The sequence below is a fragment of the Caballeronia sp. LZ028 genome, assembly GCF_031451415.1.
In the GTDB taxonomy this organism is placed as follows: Bacteria; Pseudomonadota; Gammaproteobacteria; order Burkholderiales; family Burkholderiaceae; genus Caballeronia; species Caballeronia zhejiangensis.
On the sequence record NZ_JARUXN010000001.1, the window covers coordinates 2,904,290 to 2,925,610 of the forward strand.

Consider the following 21,321-nt stretch of genomic DNA (forward strand, 5'->3'; position numbering starts at 1 on the left):
TTACTGAGGCTGGGGGTTAGCCAGCTTGCCGCATACGCCGCCGATGGAACCCGCGCCCATGGCGATCACCACGTCGCCGTTGCGCGCGATGGTCGTCACCGCGTCGGGCACTTCGTCGATCGTCTCGACGAACACCGGCTCCACCTTGCCCGCGACGCGGATCGCACGCGCGAGCGCCCGGCCGTCGGCGGCCACGATGGGCGCTTCGCCGGCGGCGTAGACATCGGTGAGCACGAGGGCGTCGACCGTCGACAGCACCTTCACGAAATCCTCGAAACAGTCGCGCGTGCGCGTATAGCGATGCGGCTGGAACGCGAGCACGAGACGCCGCCCCGGAAACGCGCCGCGCGCCGCCGCGATCGTCGCGGCCATTTCGACCGGGTGATGACCGTAGTCGTCGATGAGCGTGTACGCGCCTTCGCCGCTCGCCGCGCTCACTTCGCCGTAACGCTGGAAGCGACGGCCTACGCCGTTGAATTCAGCGAGCGCACGCTGGATATCGGCATCCGCGACTTCGAGTTCAGTCGCGATCGCGATTGCCGCGAGCGCGTTCTGCACGTTATGCGTGCCCGGCAGATTCAGCACGATGTCGAGCGACGGCGCGTCTTCACGCAGCGTCGTGAAATGCATGCGGCCGTCGCGCGCCTCGACGTTCACCGCGCGCACTTGCGCTTCCGCGCCGAGACCGTAGCGGATGATCGGCTTCGACACGAACGGCAGGATTTCGCGGACGTTCGGATCGTCGACACATAGCACGGCAATGCCGTAAAACGGCAGCCGATGCGTGAACTCGATGAACGCCTGCTTGAGCCGCGCGAAGTCGTGGCCGTAGGTGTCCATGTGATCGGCGTCGATGTTCGTGATGACTTCGATCACCGGGAAAAGATTCAGGAACGAAGCGTCCGACTCATCGGCTTCAGCGACGATGAAATCGCCCGTGCCGAGACGCGCGTTCGCGCCCGCGCTGTTCAGCCGCCCGCCGATGACGAAGGTCGGATCGAGCCCGCCCGCCGCCAGCACGCTCGCGACGAGCGAAGTCGTCGTCGTTTTGCCGTGCGTGCCGGCGATGGCGATGCCCTGCTTCAGGCGCATGAGTTCCGCGAGCATCACGGCCCGCGGCACGATCGGCACGCGGCGATGCCGCGCCGCGAGCACTTCTGGATTGTCGGGACGCACGGCCGTCGAAACGACCACCGCATTCGCGCCTTCGATGTTCTGCTCGTGATGACCGATCTCGACGCGCGCGCCAAGCGCACGCAGACGCTCGGTGACCGCGCCGTTCGAAAGATCGGATCCGCTCACGTGATAGCCGAGATTGAGCAGCACTTCGGCGATCCCGCTCATGCCCGCGCCGCCGATCCCGACGAAATGTATATGTTTGACGATGTGCTTCATTTAGTGTGCCTCCCGAGCTTGCGCGTCGAAACGCGCGCCGGCCACGTCGGCGCAAATGCTCGCGACTTTTTCGGTCGCGTCCGGTTTCGCCAGCGCGCGCGAGCGCTCGGCCATAGCCGCGAGCGTGTCGCGCGTCTGTACGCGTAACCAGTCGGCGAGCTTTTGCGCCGACAGATCGCGTTGTTGTATCAGTTCAGCCGCGCCGTTCTTCGCGAGGAACGCGCCGTTGGTCGTCTGGTGATCGTCGACGGCGAACGGGAACGGCACGAAGAGCGCCGCCACGCCGACCGCGGCGATTTCCGAGACGGTCATCGCGCCCGACCGGCAGATGACGAGATCCGCCGATGCATACGCGCTCGCCATGTCTTCGATGAACGGCACGAGTTGCAGGTCTTCACCGCGCGTGAGACCCGCAGCCGCGTAGTTCGCTTCCAGTGCTTCGATATGCTTCGCGCCCGCCTGATGCACGATGCGCGGGCGCTCTTCCGATGCGAGCATCGCGAGCGCCTTGGGCACGGTTTCGTTGAGCGCGGCAGCGCCGAGACTGCCTCCGACGACGAGCACGTTCAGGCGTCCCGAACGCGCGGCGTAGCGTTCTTTGGGTGGCAATGCGCTCGTTAGTTCCGCACGGATCGGATTACCGGTCCATTCTGCATTCGGCAGAGCATTGGGAAACGCGACGAGCACGCGCTTTGCGAGATGCGCGAGCACCTTGTTCGCGAGCCCCGCGATGGAGTTCTGTTCGTGCAGCACGAGCGGGCAGCCCGCGAGCTTCGTCATGATGCCCGCCGGAAACGTGATATAGCCGCCCATGCCGAGCACGACGTCCGGCTTCACGCGGCGCAGCGCGGCGAGGCTTTGCGAACATGCGCGCAGCAGATTCACCGGCAACATCAGCTTGGTCTTGACGCCCTTGCCGCGCACGCCGCCGAAGCGCACGTATTCCATCGGAATGCCGTGCTTCGGCACGAGCGTCGCTTCCATGCCGCTCGCATTGCCGAGCCACACGACGCGCCAACCGTGCGCCTGCATCCAGTGCGCGACCGCGAGCCCCGGGAACACGTGGCCCCCGGTGCCGCCCGCCATCACCATCAAGGTGCGGTCGCGTTGCGCGGTCATACTTTTCCTCCGCGCATCAAGACGCGATTTTCGTAGTCGACGCGCAGCAACACCGCCAGCGCGACGCAGTTCAGCAAAATGCCCGAGCCGCCGTAGGAGACGAGCGGCAGCGTGAGACCCTTGGTCGGCAGAAGACCGAGATTCACGCCCATGTTGATGAACGTCTGCGCGCCGAACCAGATGCCGACGCCCTTCGCCATCAGACCGGCGAACGTGCGATCGAGCGCAAGCGCCTGACGGCCGATCTCGAACGCGCGGCGCACGATCCAGTAGAACAGCAGGATCACGCAGATCACGCCGACGAAACCGAGCTCCTCGCCGATCACCGCGAGAATGAAGTCGGTATGCGCTTCCGGCAGATAGTTCAGCTTCTCGACGCTGCCGCCCAAGCCGACGCCGAACCACTCGCCGCGCCCGAACGCAATCAGCGAGTGCGTCAATTGATACGCCTTGCCTTGCGCGTAACGGTCGTCCCACGGATCGAGGTACGCGAAGATCCGCTCGCGACGCCACGGCGACAGCCACACGAGCATCGTGAACGTGCCCACCGCCGTCAGCACGAGGCCGCCGAACAGCTTGCCGTTGACGCCGCCGAGAAACAGCACGCCCATCGCGATCGCGGCGATCACCATGAACGCGCCCATGTCAGGCTCGAGCAGCAAGAGCGCACCGACCGCGCCGACCGCGACCGCCATCGGCAGAAAGCCCTTGCCGAAGCTGTGCATGAATTCCTGCTTGCGCACGGTGTAGTTCGCAGCGTAGATCGTCACCGCGAGCTTCATGATCTCCGACGGCTGCATGTTCGTGATGCCGAGCGGAATCCAGCGGCGCGCGCCGTTCACGCCTTTGCCGACGTGCGGAATCAGCACGATGATGAGCATCGCCAGCGCGACGAGAAAAAGCTTCGGCGCGTACTTTTCCCACGTCTTGATCGGAATCTTGAACGCGATGGTCGCGCCGACGAGCGCCGTCGTGATCGAAACGAGGTGACGCACGAGGAAGTGATAGTCGCGATAGCTCGCGTACTTGGGCGAATCCGGCATCGCGATCGACGCCGAGTACACCATCACGATGCCCAGGCCGAGCAGCGAGATCATCACCCACAACAGCGAATAGTCGTAGTCGAGCATGCGCGAGCGCGCCGGGCGCACGCCGTTGACCGCGCTCGAAATGCCGCCGCGCGTGCCCGAATTCGAGCGGCCCGCGAGCGAGTCGCCGGGCATGGCGTTGCGCTGTCCGGTGAGTTTCGATCCGAAGCGTTCCGACCAGCTCATAGCATCACTCCCCGCGCGGCGGCGATATCTTCGACCGCGCCGCGAAACACGTCGGCGCGATGTGCGTAGTTCTTGAACATGTCGAGGCTCGCGCACGCGGGCGAAAGCAGCACGGCGTCGCCGGCTTCCGCGATTTTCGCGGCGGCGTTCGTCGCTTCCTCGAGCGTCGCGTGATCCTGCAATTCGACATTCGTCGATGCCAGCGTTTCGCGGATGCGTGCCGCGTCGCGGCCGATCAGCATCACGGCGCGCGCCCAGCGTGCGACCGGCGCTTCGAGCGGCGAAAAGTCCTGGCCCTTGCCGTCGCCGCCGGCGATCAGCACGACGCGTTGCGCGAGGCCGTCGAGCGCGGCGACCGTCGCGCCGACGTTCGTGCCTTTGCTGTCATCGACATAATCGACGCCGTCGATCTGCGCGATCACTTCGACGCGATGCGGCTCGCCGCGATACTCGCGCAAGCCGTGCAAAAGCGCCGCGAGCGGCAGATCGATCGCGCGAGCCAGCGCCAGCGCTGCGAGCGCGTTCGCCGCGTTGTGCAGACCGCGGATGCGCAGCGCGTCGACGGGCATCAGACGCTTGGAAACGAGGTTCGGCTCGGCCTCGTCCTTCTTGCGGCGACGCGAAGTCGCAGTCTCTTCCGACGCGTCCTGATCGATGCCAACGACGAGCCACTGCATGCCGTTATCGCGCAGCAAACCGTAGTCGCCGACATTCAGCGGCTCGTTCAGTCCGAACGTCACGACGCGATGTTGCGCGACGTTCGCCGCGAGCTTCATGACGCGGCTGTCGTCGCGGTTCAGCACGCGCGTCGTGGCCGGGCCGAAGATGCGCCCTTTCGCGGCGGCGTAGGCGTCGAGGCCGCCGTGCCAGTCGAGATGATCCTGCGTGATGTTCAGCACCGCGGCGGCATCCGGTGCGAACGTATGCGCGGTTTCGAGCTGGAAACTCGACAGTTCGAGCACCCAGACATCGGGCAGCGCGGTCTGGTCGATGGCTTCGGTCAGCTTGTCGAGCATCGCCGGGCTGATGTTGCCCGCGACCGCGACCGACTTGCCCGCGCGCTCGCACAAGAGGCCGGTGAGCGCGGTCGTGGTGGTCTTGCCGTTCGTGCCCGTGATCGCGATGACTTTAGGCGCATAGCCGTTCGCGCCGAGTCCGGCGAGCGCCTGCGCGAACAGTTCGAGTTCGCCCCAGACGGGAATGCCGCGTTCTTTCGCTGCAGCGATCAGCGGCGCGAGGTCATCCGCGAGCGGCGACAGCCCCGGGCTGATCGCGACGAGTTCGATGCCGCCATCGAGCAACGCGGGCGTGAACGCGCCGCCGACGAAATCCGCATCGATGTTGTGGATCGCGAGTTCGGAGAGATTCGGCGGCGCTTCGCGCGTGTCGGCGATCCGCAGGCGGCAACCGTGCCTGGCGCACCAGCGCGCCATCGCCAGACCGGATTCACCCAGCCCAAGCACGAGCACCATCGGACTTTGCCGACCGACAAACTTCTCGCCAAACATCGCTTTACCTTTTACCGAAACTTGAATGAATCAACGCAACTTCAACGTCGACAGACCGAACAGGCACAACATCAACGTGATGATCCAGAAGCGCACCACGACTTGCGTCTCGGTCCAGCCGGACAGCTCGTAATGGTGATGCAGCGGCGCCATCTTGAAGAAACGGCGGCCTTCGCCATAACGGCGCTTCGTGAACTTGAACCAGAAGACCTGCAGCATCACGGAAAGCGTTTCCGCGACGAACACGCCGCCCATGATGAACAGCACGACTTCCTGACGAACGATCACCGCGATCGTGCCGAGCGCGCCGCCGAGCGCGAGCGCGCCGACATCGCCCATGAAGACCTGCGCGGGGTGCGTGTTGTACCAGAGAAACGCGAGACCGGCGCCACCCATTGCGGAACAAAAGATCAAAAGCTCGCCCGCTCCGGGAATGTGCGGGAACAGCAGGTACTTCGAATAGACCGACGAGCCCATCACATACGCGAACGCGCCGAGCGACGCGCCGACCAGCACGACCGGCATGATGACGAGGCCGTCGAGGCCGTCGGTGAGATTCACGGCGTTGCTCGACCCGACGATGACGAAGTAGGTCATCGCGATGAAGCCCCACACGCCGAGCGGATACGTGATCGATTTGAGGAACGGCAGCATCAGGTCGGCGCGCGCGGGCAGGCCCATCGAGAGGCCGCTGCGCACCCACGCCATGAAGAGATCGAACACGCGCGCGTTGTTCGCTTCGGACACGGAAAACGCGAGATACACCGCCGCGAACAGGCCGATCACCGATTGCCAGAAATACTTCTCGCGCGACGACATGCCGCGCGGATCCTTGTGCACGACCTTCCGATAGTCGTCCACCCAGCCGATCACGCCATAGCCGAACGTGACGAGCATCACGATCCACACAAAACGGTTCGTGAGATCGGCCCACAGCAACGTGGAAATGGCAATGCCGATGAGGATCAGCACGCCGCCCATCGTCGGCGTGCCGGACTTCACGAGATGCGTCTGCGGGCCGTCCTTGCGCACGGCCTGGCCGACCTTGAGCAAGGTCAGCTTGCGGATGACCCACGGGCCGCAGACGAGACCGATCAGAAGCGCCGTTGCCGTGGCGCCCACCGCGCGGAACGTGATGTAGGTGAACACGCGCATGAAGCTGGCGTCATTCTGAAGCCATTGCGCGAGTGCGAGTAGCATGCTGGTCCTTCTCTTCAGTGAATCAATGTGCAGCGGGCGCATGGCCCGCTGCGGGTTGTTGTGGACTCGTCAAGGCATCCACCACGCGCTCCATCTTCATGAAGCGCGAGCCTTTCGCGAGATACGTGGCCTTGTTGCCGTAGCCTGCCTGTTCGAGCGCGGTGAGCAGTTCGCGGACATCGGCGAAATGCTGCGCGGTTTGCTTCGATGCGGCCGCGTTGAATGCGTTCACCGAATCGACGCTCGCGGCGCCGAGCGCGAAGAGCGCATCGATGCCGCACTCCGCCGCATACGCGCCGACTTCGCGATGAAACGCCGGACCTTCCTCTCCGACTTCGCCCATGTCGCCCATCACGAGCACGCGGGGCGTTGCCTGCGATGCGAGCACGTCGATCGCGGCGCGCATCGAATCGGGATTCGAGTTGTACGTGTCGTCGATGACGGTCGCGCCGGCGAGCGCGCCGAGCATCGCGCGCTTCACCTGCAAGCGGCCTTTAACCGGCTCGAACGCTTCGAGACCGCGCTTGATGACATCGAGCGAAACGCCTGCGGCAAGCGCTGCCGCGGTCGCCGCCATTGCGTTGCGCGCGTTGTGTTCGCCGAGCACGTTCAGCGCGATGTCGACCGCGCCCTGCGGCGTTTGCATGTGGACCGTCGTGCCTTCGAGCGTACCGGTGACGGCGGCCTGCGATGCATCGGCGGTCAGCGCGAAATCGATGATCGCGTTGCCGGTCGCGGCCGTGCGCCAGAAGACGGCGTACTGGTCGTCGGCGGGAAACACGGCCGTGCCGGTATCGCCTAGCGCATGAATGACCGATGCGTGCTCGAGCGCGACCGCTTCGACCGTCGCCATGAATTCCTGATGCTCGCGCTGCGCGTTGTTGACGACGGCGACATCCGGCGCGGCGATCTTGCCGAGCACTTCGGTTTCGCCCGGATGATTCATGCCCAGTTCGACGACCGCGAGCTTGTGCGACGCCTTCAGACGAAACAGCGTGAGCGGCAAGCCGATGTCGTTATTGAAGTTGCCCGCCGTCGCGAGGCGCGCTTCCTCGCCGACCGCAGCCGCGAAGATCGACGCGATCATCTCCTTGACCGTCGTCTTGCCGTTGCTGCCCGTGACCGCGACGAGCGGCATCGTGAAGCGCTTGCGCCAGCCGTGCGCCAACGCACCGAGCGCCGCGCGCGTGTCCTTTACCTTGATGACCGGAAGTGGCCAGGCACCGGAGTTGCTCGGGTCGCGTGACACGAGCGCAGCAGCCGCGCCGCTCTTCGCCACCTGATCGAGGAAATCATGCGCATCGAAGCGATCGCCCTTCACCGCGACGAACAGATCGCCGGCCTGCACGCCGCGGCTGTCCGTGACGACGCGCGCGATGGCGATACCCGCATCGCCCTTAAGGACGGCGCCGGGAATCATCGCGGCGGCTTCGCGCAAAGTGAACATCGTCATTCGCCGCCTCCGCGTTGTTGTGTGGCGCGTGCGGCCAGCGCGAGACGCGCGTGATCCTGATCCGAGAACGCGCGCTTCTTGCCCATGATTTCCTGCGTGGCTTCGTGCCCTTTTCCGGCGAGCACGACGACGTCCTCGCGCGCCGCACTTCGTATTGCTTGCAGAATCGCGCTCGCGCGGTCTTCGACGCGGCGCGCCTTCGCGGCTTCGCTCATGCCGGCGGCGATTTGATCGATGATCGCGACGGGATCTTCGCTGCGCGGGTTGTCGCTCGTGATGACGACCTGATCCGCGAGGCGTTCGGCGATTTCGCCCATCAGCGGACGCTTGGTGGCGTCGCGGTCGCCGCCGCAGCCGAACATGCAGACGAGCTCGCCGCCGCGCGCCTCGGCGATCGGGCGCAGCGCGGTGAGGGTCTTGTCGAGCGCGTCGGGCGTGTGCGCGTAGTCGATCACGACGAGCGGCTCGTCGCTCTGAATGCGTCCGCCGAGACGCTCCATGCGGCCGTTGACCGATTCGAGCTTTTCGATGCGCGCGATGGCGGCATCGAACGGCACGCCCACTTCGAGCAGCACGCCGAGCACGGAAAGCAGATTGCTCACGTTGAACGTGCCGAGCGTGCCGACTTCGACATCGGCTTCGCCCCAGTCCGACGACAGATGAAACGCAGTGCCGGTCGCAGTCGCGCGGACTTGCGTTGCGAGCAGGAACGCGTCGGCGCTCGGCGCGGCATCGGTGGGCATCTCGACGCCGTAGGCAATCGTCCGCACCTTGCCGCGCAGCGATTCGATCAGACGCTGACCGGCCGCATCGTCGCGATTGACGATTGCCGTCTTCAGCGACGGCCACGCGAAAAGACGCGCCTTTGCCGCTTCGTACGCCTCGAACGTGCCGTGGTAGTCGAGATGATCCTGCGTGAGATTCGTGAAGATGGCGATATCGAAATCGACGCCGTTCACGCGCCCCTGATGCAGCGCATGCGACGACACTTCCATCGCGACGCCTTCCGCGCCCTGAGCTTTCAATTGCGCAAGATTGCGCTGAAGCTGCGGCGCGTCGGGCGTGGTGAAGCCGCTATGCACCAGTTTGCCCGGCATGCCGATGCCGAGCGTGCCGACGATCGCGCACGGACGGCCGAGCGCGGAGAGCGCAGTCGCGATCCATTGGCTGCACGAAGTCTTGCCGTTCGTGCCCGTCACGCCGACGGTAAGCATCGACGCGGTCGGCTCGCCGTACCACGCGGATGCGATCGGGCCCGCGAGTTCGTTCAGCGCCTTCACGGCGAGCGTCTTCGACGCGTCCGGCTTGCCCGCGAAATTCTCCGGCTGATAGAGCGCCGCAGCCGCGCCTGCGGCGAGCGCGGCGTCGAGATACGGACGGTTGTCCGCGCCGTCGACCGCATAGGCTAGAAACACGTCGCCGCTTTTGAGCGAGCGCGTGTCGGCGTGCAATTGCGCCTCGGGCTGCGCGTGGGCGCGCAGCCATTGAACGGCTTGTGATACGTCCTTTTGCATCTTGCTCTGTCGGGTTTGCGCGCTCATCGCACGACTCCCGGGTGCGTCTTCGTATTGCTCGACACCGCGAATTTCTTCGCGGTATTCGCGTTGTTCGTATTCGCCGGCTGCTTGGCGGCCGCTTGCGTGGCGGAGTTCGGATCGTCCGTCACGACCATTTGCTTCACTGGCATATCGGGCGGCACGTTCAGCGCGCGCAAGGTATCGCCGACGATGCCCGAGAACACCGGACCCGACACCTGACCGCCGAAGTGGCTGCCGACCGTCGGTTCATCCACCGATACGGCCACGACGATGCGCGGATTCGGCATCGGCGCCATGCCGACGAACGATGCCCGGTACTTCGAATGGTCGTAGCCGTGGCCCGCATGCTTGTACGCCGTGCCCGATTTGCCGCCGACGCGATAGCCGGCCACCGCCGCATCCGGCGACGTGCCGCCCTTCGACACGACGGTTTCGAGCATCGCACGCACTTCGCGCGCGGTAGTCGGCGAAAACACTTGCTGACCGAGCGGCGGCTGATCGCCCGCCGTGCGGAAAATCGAGACCGGCAGGATCTTGCCGTCGTTCGCGATGGCCGTGTACGCGCGCCCGAGCTGGAACAGCGACACGGACAGGCCGTAGCCGTACGACATCGTCGCCTGCTCGATGCGTCGCCAGCTCTTCCACGGGCGCAGACGCCCGGTCACGGCGCCCGGAAAACCGACTTTCGGCGCCTGACCGAGCCCGATGCTCGTGTACATGTTCCACATTTCCTCGGGACGCAATTGCATCGCAATTTTGGTCGCGCCGATATTGCTCGACTTCTGAATCACGCCGCCGACGGTGAGCGTGCCGAAGCCAGAATCGTCCGTAATGCGGGCGCCGTCGAGCACGAACACGCCGCCGCCCGTTTCGACGAGCGTATTCGGCGTCACCCGATGCAGATCGAGCGCGAGCGAAACGGTGAACGGCTTCATGATCGAGCCCGGCTCGAAGGTGTCCGTGAGAATGCGGTTGCGCAACTGCTCGCCGGTCATCCGCGAACGATCGTTCGGGTTGTACGTGGGATAGTTGACGAGCGCGAGCACTTCGCCCGTCTTCACGTCGATGACCATTGCCGCGCCGGCCTTCGCCTTCGTCTTCTCGACGGCGGCCTTCAGGTTCGTGTACGCGATGTACTGAATCTTGCTGTCGATCGAAAGTTCGACGTCCGCGCCGTTGTGCGGCACGACTTGCTCGTCGACGTCCTCGACGATATGGCCCATGCGGTCCTTGATGACGCGGCGCATGCCCGGCGTGCCGGCGAGGACGTTCTGGTCGCCGAGTTCGACGCCTTCCTGTCCCTTGTCTTCAATGTTAGTAAAGCCGATCAGGTGCGCGGTGATTTCGCCTTCCGGATAGAAGCGCTTGTATTCGCCGCGCGAATAGATGCCGGGAATGTCGAGCGCGGCGACCTTCTGCGCGACTTCGAGCGGCACTTGGCGCTTCACATAGACGAAGGTCTTGTCCATCGAGAGCTTCGCGCGAAGCTCTTTTTCCGGCATTTCGAGAAGTTTGGACAATTGCGCGAATTTGTCCGCGCCGAGATCGTTCGGCACGGCTTCGGGAATCGCCCAGATGGCCTTCACCGGCAAACTCGTTGCGAGCACGAGGCCGTTACGGTCGCGGATCTGCCCGCGCGTCGCAGGCATTTCGAGCGTGCGCTGATAGCGGCTTTCGCCCTGTTTCTTGAAGAACGCGTTGCCCGGGCCCTGAATCCAGAACGCGCGCCCGGCCAGCGCGACGAACGCCATGAATAGCAGGAACACGACGAGCTTCGAGCGCCACATGGGCAGGCGCACGGCGAGAAGCGGATTCGGCGTGTGAGCGATGTCTTTCTGCTTCGCGGACTTTTTCATCGCTTGGCTCCGCGTGCAGGCGGCGCCGACGCCGGCAGCGGCGGCGGCATGGGTGCGTCGGCGGCCTTGTTGGCGGCCGTGTCGTAGGTGAGATATTGCGTTCGGCCGGTCGTCACGGGCTGCATTTTCAGTGAGTTGGTGGCCAACTGCTCGATGCGCGATGTCTTCGACAACGCGCTCTGCTGGTACTGCAACTGCGCGTAATCCTGTTGCAGTTGACGCTCTTGTGATTGCGCCCTTTGCAAGTCGATGAAAATCTCCCGCTGCTGATTGGTGGAGCTGACGACCGACAGCGCGCACCCGAGCACGATGATGAGCAGGAAGATATTGAGGCGATTCATGGCGCGATCCGCTCGGCGATACGCATCACCGCGGAACGGGCGCGCGGGTTATCGGCGACTTCGGCATCACTCGGAAACACGCGGCCGACCACGCGCAGCGGCGGGCTGGGAAGATCGACCGCGCGGATCGGCAAACGACGGTCCACCGCCGGCGCGCTCGCGTGCGCCTGCATGAACCGCTTGACGATCCGGTCTTCGAGTGAATGAAAGCTGATCACGACCAGCCGCCCCCCTTGCTCCAACAATGCCAATGCCGATTCGAGTACTACCTGCAGCTCCGCAAGCTCTTGATTGACGTGAATCCGTATAGCCTGAAAGGTGCGAGTTGCCGGGTCCTTGCCCTTTTCACGGGTTTTGACGACGTGACCCACGATTTCGGCAAGCTCGCGCGTGCTGTCGAGAGGCCCAAGACGGTCGGACTCTGCCCGGCGAGCAACAAGCGCCTTTGCAATCTGAAAAGCAAACCGTTCTTCCCCATAATCTCTGATGACCTCCGTGATTTCCTGCACCGTGGCACGCGCGAGCCACTCTGCCGCCGACTCGCCCCGAGTCGGGTCCATCCTCATGTCGAGCGGACCTTCTGCGCGGAAGCTGAAGCCGCGCTCCGGGTCGTCCACCTGCGGCGACGACACGCCTAGGTCCAGCAACACGCCCGACACCCGCCCTACTCCGCGCTCGCTCGCCGCGTCGCGCAACGCCGCGAAGCTGTCGTGCACGATCGAAAAGCGCGAATCCTGAATCTGTTGCGCCGTGGCGATCGCGAGAGGATCCTTGTCGAAGGCGATCAGCCGCCCCGCGTCACCCAGTCGCTGCAAAATCGCCCGGCTATGACCGCCGCGCCCGAAAGTGCCATCTATATAGATGCCGTCCGCGCGCGTGAGCAGCCCGTCTACCGCTTCCTTCAGCAGCACCGTGCGATGCTGCAGTTCATTTCCCATCGCAGGAGCCATGTTGTTCAGCGCCGCGTCAGAAAGTGAAGTTTTTCAGCGCGTCGGGCATGCCCTGCGCCATGGCCGCAGCTTCCTTCGCCGCGTAAGTCTGCGAGTCCCACAACTCGAAGTGCGCGCCCATGCCGAGCAGCGTCACTTCTTTTTCCAGCGACGCGGCAGCGCGCAGCTCGGGCGAGACCAGCACGCGCCCGTTGCCGTCGAGTTCGACATCCATTGCATTACCGAGAAAGATGCGCCGCCACCACATGGCTTCCATCGGAAGCGCGGCGACCTTGGCGCGGAAGACTTCCCACTCCGGGCGGGGAAAGAGCAACAGGCATCCATCCGGGCTCTTCGTGAGCGTCACCCGGCCTTCTGCCTGCCCTTGCAGCGCTTCCCGATAGCGCGACGGAACCGACATCCGCCCTTTCGCATCGAGCGTCAGCGCCGACGCCCCTTGGAACACTCGCCCTTCTCCCCGTTTTCGGACGCCCACCACGACGCCCGTCCCTCTCCAGTTTTGCTCGAAAATGGGTTGTGAATCACACAAAAGACCACTTTCTCACACTGTCTCCCACTTTAGAGGAACGCATTTCCTCGGTCAAGACGCGTACCTTTTTTTCGAGTGCTTTTTATTTGCTAGAACAAGGACTTAGCGCAGGAGCTTGAAGTAACGGCAAAAGAGAAAACCGTTATGAATTAGAGAGCTAGTGCGGGATGTGAAGGTAGTACGTGAAAAGAGCAGGCGAAATGAGGGAAATGTAACGGTTCTTACAGCCGTTTTTTGATTCGATGATGAGTTTCGGCGGCGAATGCCTCGCTCGACCCGGCAAGCGAGCGAACGAGGCTTTGTCACACTATATGTAATAGGCCGTGCGCGTCATGACTTTGGAAGCTGCGCGCATCAACGCGCGCACCGGAAACGGAACCTCGCTCCCACCAGCGCCGATGGCTGCTGCGGCGTGCGCGCTTTCATCGAGACGCATTTGCTCGACGATCGCGCGGGATGCGTGATCGTTGACGGGCAAGGTCTTCATGTGGCCATCGAGATGCTGCTCGACCTGACGCTCGGTTTCGGCCATGAAGCCGAGACTCGCGCGATCGCCGAAGCGCCCCGCGACGAAACCGATCGCCAGCGCACCCGCGTACCACAACGGGTTCAGCAGGCTCGGCCGCGATTCCAGATCTTTCAGCCGCGTCGATGTCCACGCGAGATGGTCTTCCTCTTCACGCGCCGCTCGCTCGAAACTGGCCTTGAGCTCAGGCGAGCTTGTGGCGAGCTTCTGCGCCTGATAAAGCGCTTGCGCGCAGACTTCGCCAACGTGATTCACGCGCATCAGTCCGGCCGAATGGGCGCGTTCTTCTTCGGTGAGTTGCGATTGTTCCGAGAGGACATCGCCGGTCGCGTCCAGAGGCGACATCGTCGATTCAGGAATCGGACGCGACATGCGGCTCACGCCCGTCATGGACCGCAAGCCTCGATCGAATTCGCTGATGACTTCATCGAGCGTCATGGTGTCACCTCTCTCTTCATGGTCCGCAGACGGAGCGGACGCTCGCGGAAAACGCGAATTTTAGCGCACATCGACTGGCGCCGAAGGGGCGCGGGCTTGCCGGATACCGCGTTCAGCGGCCACGGAGCATGTGCGATTTCTCCGGATTACAGGCTCGAAGTCTGATCGCGAATATGGCACCAACCTGACGCCGTCGACCGCCCGATCGCCCCTTATGAAGCACCTGTTTTGGTAATTAGGGCAAACACGGGTCGCAAATATCCTGCAAAACCAACATTTTAGCGCCTGTTGCGTAAACGTCACATGAGTCCGGCGGACCAGCCCCTTTTCCTTTGTCCGTTAAAGCCTCTTTGTTACATTACGTGTCACCTTCGTTAAGAAGCAGGCAGGGACCGTCAACACACTGGCGCTAAGAACAGTGACCTTGCCAAAAGTCGCAAACACTCCTTGGAGATTCAATCAATGAAAAAGTCGCTTCTCGCTCTCGCCGCACTGGGCGCATTCGCAGGCGCCGCACATGCGCAGAGCAGTGTGACGCTGTACGGCATCATCGACGCTGGCTTCGCGTACAACAACAACAGCAACGGCCAAAAGCTGTACTCCATGAACAGCGGCAACCTGCAAGGTAGCCGTTGGGGCCTGCGCGGCACGGAAGACCTCGGTGGCGGTCTGAAGGCCATCTTCGTGTTGGAAGGCGGCTTCAACGTGTTCAACGGCCAGCTGGGCCAAGGCGGCGACCTGTTCGGCCGCCAGGCTTATGTCGGTCTGGGCTCGACGCAATTCGGTACGGTCACGCTGGGTCGCCAGTACGACTCCGTGGTTGACTACACCGGCGCATTCGAAGTCGGTAGCCAGTGGGCGTCGTACTTCGGCGCGCACCCGGGCGACCTGGACAACATGAACAACTCGAATCGCGTGAACAACGCGATCAAGTACACGAGCGCGAACTACGCCGGCTTCACGTTCGGCGGCCTGTACAGCCTCGGCGGCCAAGCTGGCCAGTTCAACCGCAACCAGATCTGGTCGGTTGGTCTCGGCTACTCGCAGGGTCCGCTGCAATTGGGCGCGGGCTACTTGAACGTCAAGGACCCGAACTACTCGTTCTTCGGCAACAACGCCACGAGCCGCAACGCTGCCACGACGCCTACGGCTTCGAACATGTCGAGCCGCGTGTACTCGGGCTTCGCATCCGCCAAGACGCAGCAAGTCATCTCGGCTGGCGGTGCTTACACGTTCGGCGCAGCCACCATCGGCGCGACGTATAGCAACACGCAGTTCAAGGACGTCAACAACGAAGCAGGCGCTGGCCTGAACCCGGCTGGCTACACGGGCGGCTCGGGCAAGTTCCATAACGCCGAAATCAACTTCAAGTATCAGCTGACCCCGGCCCTGCTGCTGGGCGTGGCATATGACTACACGAAGGGTTACGGCCTGGCCGATGCCAAGTACCACCAAGGCATGCTCGGCGCGGACTACTTCCTGTCGAAGCGCACGGACGTGTACATCGACGGTATCTACCAGCACGCAAGCGGCACGGATTCGTTGAACCGCCCTGCGGTTGCGAACATCAACGGCCTGTCGGCGTCGTCGACGTCGAACCAGGTTGCCGCTGTTGTCGGTATCCGCCACAAGTTCTAATAAGGTCGTAACAAAGCAGTACGCACTGAAAGGCGCCTTCGGGCGCCTTTTTTTCGTTCCGCTGCGGGCAACAAAAAAGCCTTCGCATCTCGCGACACGAAGGCTTTTCGTTTTGGACGATGCAGCCGCTACGCGCGGCCGTCGCGCAATTCCCGCCGCAAGATCTTGCCGACATTGCTCTTCGGCAACTCGTTGCGGAACTCGATCATGCGCGGACGCTTGTAGCCGGTCAGCCGTTCCCTGCAGTACGCGATGACATCCGCTTCCGTCAGGCTCGCATCCTTGCGCACGATGAAGAGCTTCACCGCTTCGCCCGACGCCTGATCCTTCACGCCCACCGCGGCAACTTCGAACACGCCGGGCAGCATCGCGACAACATCTTCAATCTCGTTCGGATACACGTTGAAGCCGGAGACGAGAATCATGTCCTTCTTGCGATCGACGATCTTCACGTAGCCGCGCTCATCGAGCACGCCGACGTCGCCTGAGCGGAAGAAGCCGTCGGGGGTCATCACCTTCGCGGTTTCGTCGGGACGATTCCAGTAGCCCGCCATCACCTGCGGGCCGCGAATGCAGATCTCGCCGGGCTGGCCGAGCGGCACTTCGTTGTTGTCGTCGTCGCGGATGGAGATTTCCGTGGACGGAAGCGGCAAGCCGATCGTGCCCGTGTATTCGGTCGCCGTCACCGGATTGCAGGTCACGCACGGCGAGGTTTCGGACAAGCCGTAACCCTCGACGATCGGCACGCCGGTCGCCGCGAACCAGCGCTTCGCGACGGCTTCCTGCACGGCCATCCCGCCGCCGTTCGCAGCGATGAGCTTCGAGAAATCGAGCTTGTTGAAGTCTGGATGATTCAACAACGCGTTGTAGAGCGTGTTGACGGCCGGGAATGTGTTGATGGGAACGCCCTTCAGTTCCTTGATGGTTCCGGCGATATCTCGCGGGTTCGGTATCAGCACGCCAAGGCCGCCGGTACGGATCGTGAGCATGCCGCAGACCGTCAGCGCGAAGATGTGATAAAGCGGCAGCGCGACCACGCAAACGAACTGATCGATGTCGGGACGGCGCTTGCGGGCCGGGTCGAGCCACACTTCTGACTGCAGCGTGTTCGCGATCAGATTGCGATGCGTGAGCGTCGCGCCTTTCGCGACGCCCGTCGTGCCGCCGGTGTACTGCAGGAACGCGACGTCATCGGGACTTTGGGTGACCGGCTGGAGCGTGCCGCGGCCGCCTTCGCTCAGCGCTTCGTTGAATCGGACGCTGCCAGGCAGTTTCCACTCTGGCACCATCTTCTTCACGCTGCGCACGACGAAGTTGACGAGCACCCCTTTCAAACCCATGAGATCGCCCATCGCCGCGACGACGATATGTTTGATCGCCGTGTTCTTGACGACCGCCTGCAACGTGCCGGCGAAATTCTCCAAAATGACGATTGCTTCCGCGCCGCTGTCCTTGAGCTGATGCTCGAGTTCGCGCGGCGTGTAAAGCGGATTCACATTGACGACAATGTAACCCGCGCGCAATACCGCCGCGATCGCGATCGGATACTGCAGCACGTTCGGCATCATCAGCGCGACGCGCGCGCCCGGCTTCATTCCTCGCTTCTGGAACCACGCGGCCAGCTTTCTCGACATCGCGTCGAGTTCGGCGTACGTGATCGCCTGGCCCATGCACACGAACGCGCGGCGATCGCGATTCGCGCGAAAGCTGTCCTCGAGCAGCTCCGAAACGGACCGATACGCGGATGGATCGATCTCCGCAGGCACGCCGGCCGGGTAAGACTTCAGCCAGGGTTTCTCCATACGGCGTCTCCTTTATATGATTTTAGAATGATCGTGCGGAAACGAGATCCTAGCTTTTCGGCCGGTCTCCGACAATCGGGTTAGACGCCTTCCACCAAACCCGTCCGAGTCCGCCGCTCCGAAGCTTGTCAATGCATTGGCTCCACTTCCACCAGGCAGTCGTAAAACGTCGCCGAGCCCCCGAGGTCGGTCAGCGCCTGACTCGTCACCTGATTGGCGTTGCGGCCATCGGGAGACAACTTCTTCCACCAGATCGACAAGCCGACGACGACGCCTTCGCGCGCGCGTTCCGTCACGCGCGCGCGGGCCTGCATCGAACCGCGATCGTTGAAGATGCGCACGACTGCGCCATCGGCGATGGCGCGCGCTTGCGCGTCGGCGGGGTGAATATCGAGATGCGGTTCGCGCTCCGCCGCCCGCAGACTTTCGATGTTCACGAAACTGCTGTTCAGGAAGTTGCGCGCGGGCGGCGAAATCATCGCGAGCGGATAGCGGGCCGCCAGATCCGGCGATCCGTCCGCGGACTCGTACGGCGGCAGGTAATCGGGCAACGGATCGAGTCCTTCGCGTTTCAGGCGCTCGCTGTAGAACTCGCATTTTCCCGACGGGGTGCGGAACCCGCCTTCGGCCAGCGGCGCTTCCGCGATTCCGAGCTTCAGCCAGCCGGACGCCTTCAACGTGTCCCAGCTCTGACCTTCGAGCGTCGGGTCGTTCCAGCGGAATGCCTTCGATGCGATCTGCTCGTCGGTCTCGAAAAGCGCCGGCTCGGTAAGGCCCAGGGCGCCTGCGAGTCCGCGGAATATTTCAGTGTTCGGGCGCGCTTCGCCGACGGGTGGAATCGCCGGCAGATTCGCCATTACGTGCGTGTGCCCGTAGGACTTGTGGACGTCGAGATGCTCGAGCTGCGTCGTCGCGGGAAAGACGAGGTCCGCGTAATCGGCGGTATCTGTCTGGAAGTGTTCGAGCACGATCGTGAACAGATCCTCGCGCGCGAAGCCCGCCTCGACTTTCGCCGAATCGGGCGCGACCGCAACGGGATTCGAGTTGTAGACGATCAGCGCTTCGATCTTCGGCCCGAATGTTTCGTCGCCCGGATGCAGCAACGCGTCGCCGATCGCGTTCATGTTGATCGCGCGCGGAAGCTTCGAGGGCCAGCCCGGCAGCAAATCGGGACGCTCGAGCGCGGTGCCGTCGATCGGCGCCCAGCCGGACGACGAAAGCAGCAGGCCTCCGGCGCGCTCGCGCCACGCGCCAGTCAACGACGGCAAGCAAGCAATCGCCCGCACGGCATTGCCGCCACCGCGCACGCGCTGCATGCCGTAATTGAGGCGAATTGCGGCCTTCTTCGTCGATCCGAAAGCACGGGCGAGTTCGATAACGACCTTTTCGTCGATGCCGCAAATCTGCGCCACGCGCGAAGCCGGATACTGCGCCGCGCGCGCCGCAAGTTCATCGAAGCCGACGGTATGCGCGCTCACATACTCGTGATCGATGAAATTCTCGCGGATCAACACGTCGATCATGCCGAGCGCGAGCGCGGCGTCGGTGCCCGGGCGCAACGCGATGTGCTGATGGCACTTCTCCGCCGTGAGCGACTTGTACGGATCGATCGCGATCAGCTTCGCGCCACGACGCTTTGCCTCCTGCGCGCGCGTCCAGAAGTGCAGGCTCGACGCGATCGGATTCGCGCCCCAGATCAGAATCAGCTCGCTCTCTTCGTAATACTCCGAATGCATTCCGAGGCTCGCGCCGTACGTGTAGCGCAGGCCGGCGGCGCCCGCGGCCGCACAAATCGTGCGTTCGAGTCGCGATGCGCCAAGCACGTTGAAGAATCGGGCAGCGACGCTTTCGCCTTGCACCAGGCCCATCGTGCCCGCGTAACTGTATGGAACGATGGCTTCAGGCGCGCGCCGGGCGATAGGCTGCAGGCGTTCGGCGGCGAGTCGCAATGCTTCGTCCCAGCCGATCGGCTCAAATCGGCCCTCGCCCTTTTTGCCGATTCGACGCAACGGAGTCAGAAGACGATCCTTGTGATGCGTACGCTCGGCATAGCGCGTGACCTTTGTGCACAACACACCTTGCGTCGGTGGATGATCAGGTTCGCCGCTGACTTTGACCGCTTTTCCATCCTTGACCGTTACGCGCATCGCGCAAGTATCGGGGCAATCGTGCGGGCACACGGCTCGGGCAAACTCGGCTGGAGCGTTCATCGGAAAGTCCGTAAATCGAAGTAAAAGCGGCAGATGACGGAATTCTATTACGGCCGCTATGCGATCGACCGTCCGATGGCGCAAATAGCGGCGGCGTAGAATGGAACGACCAGGCGCGGTCAATACGCGCAATCCGAATTCAAACGTGAGAGCAGTTCAAATGAATCTGATCCCAGAAATCGAAGCATCGCACGACGAGATCAAGACGCTCCGACGAACGATCCATGCCCATCCCGAATTGCGCTATGAAGAGGTTGGCACCGCAAAACTGGTTGCCGAGAGCCTCGAAAGTTGGGGAATCCAAGTGCATCGGGGATTGGGCAAGACAGGCGTCGTCGGCGTGTTGAAGCGCGGCGCCGGTAGCGCCTCGATCGGGCTGCGCGCGGATATGGACGCACTGCCCATTCAGGAATTGAACACTTTCGGACATCGATCGACGAACGACGGCCGTATGCATGCCTGCGGCCACGATGGTCATACGGCGATGCTGCTCGGCGCGGCGAAATATCTGGCCAAGCACGGCAAATTCGATGGGACGGTCGTCTTCATCTTCCAACCGGCTGAGGAAGGCGGCGCGGGCGCGAAGGCCATGATCGAAGATGGTCTTTTCAAGCGGTTTCCGGTCGATGCGGTGTTCGGCATTCACAACTGGCCTGGCATTCCGGCGGGGCATTTCGGTGTCGTCGAAGGGCCGATCATGGCTTCGAGCAACGAGTTTCGCATCGCCATTCGAGGAACCGGTTCGCACGCGGCCTTGCCACATAACGGGCGCGATCCCGTTTTTACGGCGGTTCAGATCGCGAACGGGCTTCAGAGCATCATCACGCGAAGCAAGAAGCCGATCGATACGGCCGTGCTTTCCATTACGCAGATTCACGCTGGCCAGGCTGCCAATGTGGTGCCCGATCAGGCTTGGCTCGGAGGAACTGTGCGTACTTTTACGGTGGAGACGCTCGATCTAATCGAGGCGCGCATGCGCAAAATCGCCGATGCAACCGCAGCGGCCTACGACTGCGAGGTGGAAACTCATTTCCACAGAAACTATCCGCCGACGATCAATTCGCCTGAAGAGGCAAGATTCGCGGCGGAAGTTATGGCAGAAGTGGTGGGCAAGGATAAGGTCGATAGCGCCGTCGAGCCGACGATGGGCGCCGAGGACTTTTCGTTCATGCTTCTCGAAAAGCCCGGATGTTATGCGTTTCTAGGTAACGGCGACGGCGGGCACCGGGAGCAAGGACACGGCGCGGGGCCGTGCATGTTGCACAACGCCAGCTACGACTTTAATGATGGTTTGTTATCGATCGGATCGTCGTACTGGGTAAGACTGGCGGAGAAATTCCTCGCCCGTTGATGGTCGCCGTTACGCTTCTGCTGGCTTAATTGCGATTTAGATTTTCACGCCCCAACGCAAAAACCCCACCTTTTGGGGTGGGGTTTTTGTTTGAAGCATGAGGAGCCTGACGATTACCTACTTTCACACGGGTATCCGCACTATCATCGGCGTGGAGTCGTTTCACGGTCCTGTTCGGGATGGGAAGGGGTGG

At 63.0% G+C, this 21,321-nt stretch carries 16 protein-coding genes; 2 read left to right on the top strand and 14 right to left on the bottom strand.

Going from position 1 to position 21,321, the window contains the following annotated elements; genetic code table 11:
- The 12 genes from murC to coq7 all read right to left on the bottom strand — a co-directional run bounded on the left by murC (position 1) and on the right by coq7 (position 14,127).
- Positions 1-1,395 (bottom strand): UDP-N-acetylmuramate--L-alanine ligase, encoded by a 1,395-nt coding sequence (murC, locus tag QCE58_RS13750; RefSeq protein ID WP_034471448.1) that lies wholly within the window; start codon positions 1,393-1,395, stop codon positions 1-3.
- On the bottom strand, positions 1,396-2,514 hold the full coding sequence (murG, locus tag QCE58_RS13755; protein ID WP_239295172.1) for an undecaprenyldiphospho-muramoylpentapeptide beta-N-acetylglucosaminyltransferase: 1,119 nt from the start codon (positions 2,512-2,514) through the stop codon (positions 1,396-1,398).
- The gene (gene ftsW / locus QCE58_RS13760) at positions 2,511-3,788 is read right to left on the bottom strand and encodes a putative lipid II flippase FtsW (protein ID WP_008342990.1); all 1,278 of its coding nucleotides are present in this window, start codon (positions 3,786-3,788) and stop codon (positions 2,511-2,513) included. The genes murG and ftsW overlap by 4 nt, the downstream gene beginning before the upstream one ends.
- Entirely contained in the window at positions 3,785-5,296 is a 1,512-nt protein-coding gene (murD, locus tag QCE58_RS13765) for a UDP-N-acetylmuramoyl-L-alanine--D-glutamate ligase (RefSeq protein WP_250481661.1), read from the bottom strand. Before murD ends, ftsW begins: the two co-directional genes overlap by 4 nt.
- 30 nt (positions 5,297-5,326) lie before the next feature.
- Complete coding sequence (gene mraY / locus QCE58_RS13770; protein WP_008342993.1) at positions 5,327-6,496, bottom strand: phospho-N-acetylmuramoyl-pentapeptide-transferase; 1,170 nt, start codon at positions 6,494-6,496, stop codon at positions 5,327-5,329.
- Between the two features lie 22 nt (positions 6,497-6,518).
- Positions 6,519-7,949 (bottom strand): UDP-N-acetylmuramoyl-tripeptide--D-alanyl-D-alanine ligase, encoded by a 1,431-nt coding sequence (gene murF / locus QCE58_RS13775; RefSeq protein WP_250435212.1) that lies wholly within the window; start codon positions 7,947-7,949, stop codon positions 6,519-6,521.
- The gene (locus QCE58_RS13780) at positions 7,946-9,490 is read right to left on the bottom strand and encodes a UDP-N-acetylmuramoyl-L-alanyl-D-glutamate--2,6-diaminopimelate ligase (protein WP_034471439.1); all 1,545 of its coding nucleotides are present in this window, start codon (positions 9,488-9,490) and stop codon (positions 7,946-7,948) included. Before QCE58_RS13780 ends, murF begins: the two co-directional genes overlap by 4 nt.
- A complete protein-coding gene (locus QCE58_RS13785) occupies positions 9,487-11,343 on the bottom strand; it encodes a penicillin-binding protein 2 (RefSeq protein ID WP_034471437.1) in 1,857 nt (618 codons plus the stop codon). Before QCE58_RS13785 ends, QCE58_RS13780 begins: the two co-directional genes overlap by 4 nt.
- The gene (ftsL, locus tag QCE58_RS13790) at positions 11,340-11,684 is read right to left on the bottom strand and encodes a cell division protein FtsL (RefSeq protein WP_008342999.1); all 345 of its coding nucleotides are present in this window, start codon (positions 11,682-11,684) and stop codon (positions 11,340-11,342) included. Before ftsL ends, QCE58_RS13785 begins: the two co-directional genes overlap by 4 nt.
- Positions 11,681-12,622 carry a 16S rRNA (cytosine(1402)-N(4))-methyltransferase RsmH gene (gene rsmH, locus QCE58_RS13795; protein WP_008343001.1) on the bottom strand — a complete coding sequence of 314 codons (942 nt, stop codon included), beginning with the start codon at positions 12,620-12,622 and terminating at the stop codon, positions 11,681-11,683. Before rsmH ends, ftsL begins: the two co-directional genes overlap by 4 nt.
- Positions 12,623-12,650: 28 nt before the next feature.
- Complete coding sequence (gene mraZ, locus QCE58_RS13800) at positions 12,651-13,079, bottom strand: division/cell wall cluster transcriptional repressor MraZ (protein ID WP_008343002.1); 429 nt, start codon at positions 13,077-13,079, stop codon at positions 12,651-12,653.
- A gap of 391 nt (positions 13,080-13,470) precedes the next feature.
- Positions 13,471-14,127 (bottom strand): 2-polyprenyl-3-methyl-6-methoxy-1,4-benzoquinone monooxygenase, encoded by a 657-nt coding sequence (gene coq7, locus QCE58_RS13805; RefSeq protein ID WP_034471434.1) that lies wholly within the window; start codon positions 14,125-14,127, stop codon positions 13,471-13,473.
- A gap of 462 nt (positions 14,128-14,589) precedes the next feature.
- Here coq7 and QCE58_RS13810 point away from each other — a divergent pair, with 462 nt between their 5' ends.
- Entirely contained in the window at positions 14,590-15,765 is a 1,176-nt protein-coding gene (locus QCE58_RS13810; RefSeq protein ID WP_008343007.1) for a porin, read from the top strand.
- 128 nt (positions 15,766-15,893) lie between these two features.
- Here QCE58_RS13810 and QCE58_RS13815 read toward each other — a convergent pair whose 3' ends face one another.
- Complete coding sequence (locus tag QCE58_RS13815; RefSeq protein WP_008343008.1) at positions 15,894-17,567, bottom strand: long-chain fatty acid--CoA ligase; 1,674 nt, start codon at positions 17,565-17,567, stop codon at positions 15,894-15,896.
- 128 nt (positions 17,568-17,695) lie between these two features.
- On the bottom strand, positions 17,696-19,777 hold the full coding sequence (locus QCE58_RS13820) for a molybdopterin oxidoreductase family protein (RefSeq protein ID WP_309779669.1): 2,082 nt from the start codon (positions 19,775-19,777) through the stop codon (positions 17,696-17,698).
- 160 nt (positions 19,778-19,937) lie between these two features.
- On the opposite strand from QCE58_RS13820, the gene QCE58_RS13825 reads away from it, so the two are divergent.
- Positions 19,938-21,128 (top strand): M20 aminoacylase family protein, encoded by a 1,191-nt coding sequence (locus tag QCE58_RS13825; RefSeq protein WP_250481665.1) that lies wholly within the window; start codon positions 19,938-19,940, stop codon positions 21,126-21,128.
- The last annotated feature ends 193 nt before the right edge of the window (positions 21,129-21,321 follow it).

Bases quoted from the DNA above. Each gene is read 5' to 3' on its own strand.
- murC (WP_034471448.1), bottom strand. From the start codon at position 1,395: ATGAAGCACATCGTCAAACATATACATTTCGTCGGGATCGGCGGCGCG.
- murG (WP_239295172.1), bottom strand. From the start codon at position 2,514: ATGACCGCGCAACGCGACCGCACCTTGATGGTGATGGCGGGCGGCACC.
- ftsW (WP_008342990.1), bottom strand. From the start codon at position 3,788: ATGAGCTGGTCGGAACGCTTCGGATCGAAACTCACCGGACAGCGCAAC.
- murD (WP_250481661.1), bottom strand. From the start codon at position 5,296: ATGTTTGGCGAGAAGTTTGTCGGTCGGCAAAGTCCGATGGTGCTCGTG.
- mraY (WP_008342993.1), bottom strand. From the start codon at position 6,496: ATGCTACTCGCACTCGCGCAATGGCTTCAGAATGACGCCAGCTTCATG.
- murF (WP_250435212.1), bottom strand. From the start codon at position 7,949: ATGACGATGTTCACTTTGCGCGAAGCCGCCGCGATGATTCCCGGCGCC.
- QCE58_RS13780 (WP_034471439.1), bottom strand. From the start codon at position 9,490: ATGAGCGCGCAAACCCGACAGAGCAAGATGCAAAAGGACGTATCACAA.
- QCE58_RS13785 (WP_034471437.1), bottom strand. From the start codon at position 11,343: ATGAAAAAGTCCGCGAAGCAGAAAGACATCGCTCACACGCCGAATCCG.
- ftsL (WP_008342999.1), bottom strand. From the start codon at position 11,684: ATGAATCGCCTCAATATCTTCCTGCTCATCATCGTGCTCGGGTGCGCG.
- rsmH (WP_008343001.1), bottom strand. From the start codon at position 12,622: ATGGGAAATGAACTGCAGCATCGCACGGTGCTGCTGAAGGAAGCGGTA.
- coq7 (WP_034471434.1), bottom strand. From the start codon at position 14,127: ATGACGCTCGATGAAGTCATCAGCGAATTCGATCGAGGCTTGCGGTCC.
- QCE58_RS13810 (WP_008343007.1), top strand. From the start codon at position 14,590: ATGAAAAAGTCGCTTCTCGCTCTCGCCGCACTGGGCGCATTCGCAGGC.
- QCE58_RS13815 (WP_008343008.1), bottom strand. From the start codon at position 17,567: ATGGAGAAACCCTGGCTGAAGTCTTACCCGGCCGGCGTGCCTGCGGAG.
- QCE58_RS13820 (WP_309779669.1), bottom strand. From the start codon at position 19,777: ATGAACGCTCCAGCCGAGTTTGCCCGAGCCGTGTGCCCGCACGATTGC.
- QCE58_RS13825 (WP_250481665.1), top strand. From the start codon at position 19,938: ATGAATCTGATCCCAGAAATCGAAGCATCGCACGACGAGATCAAGACG.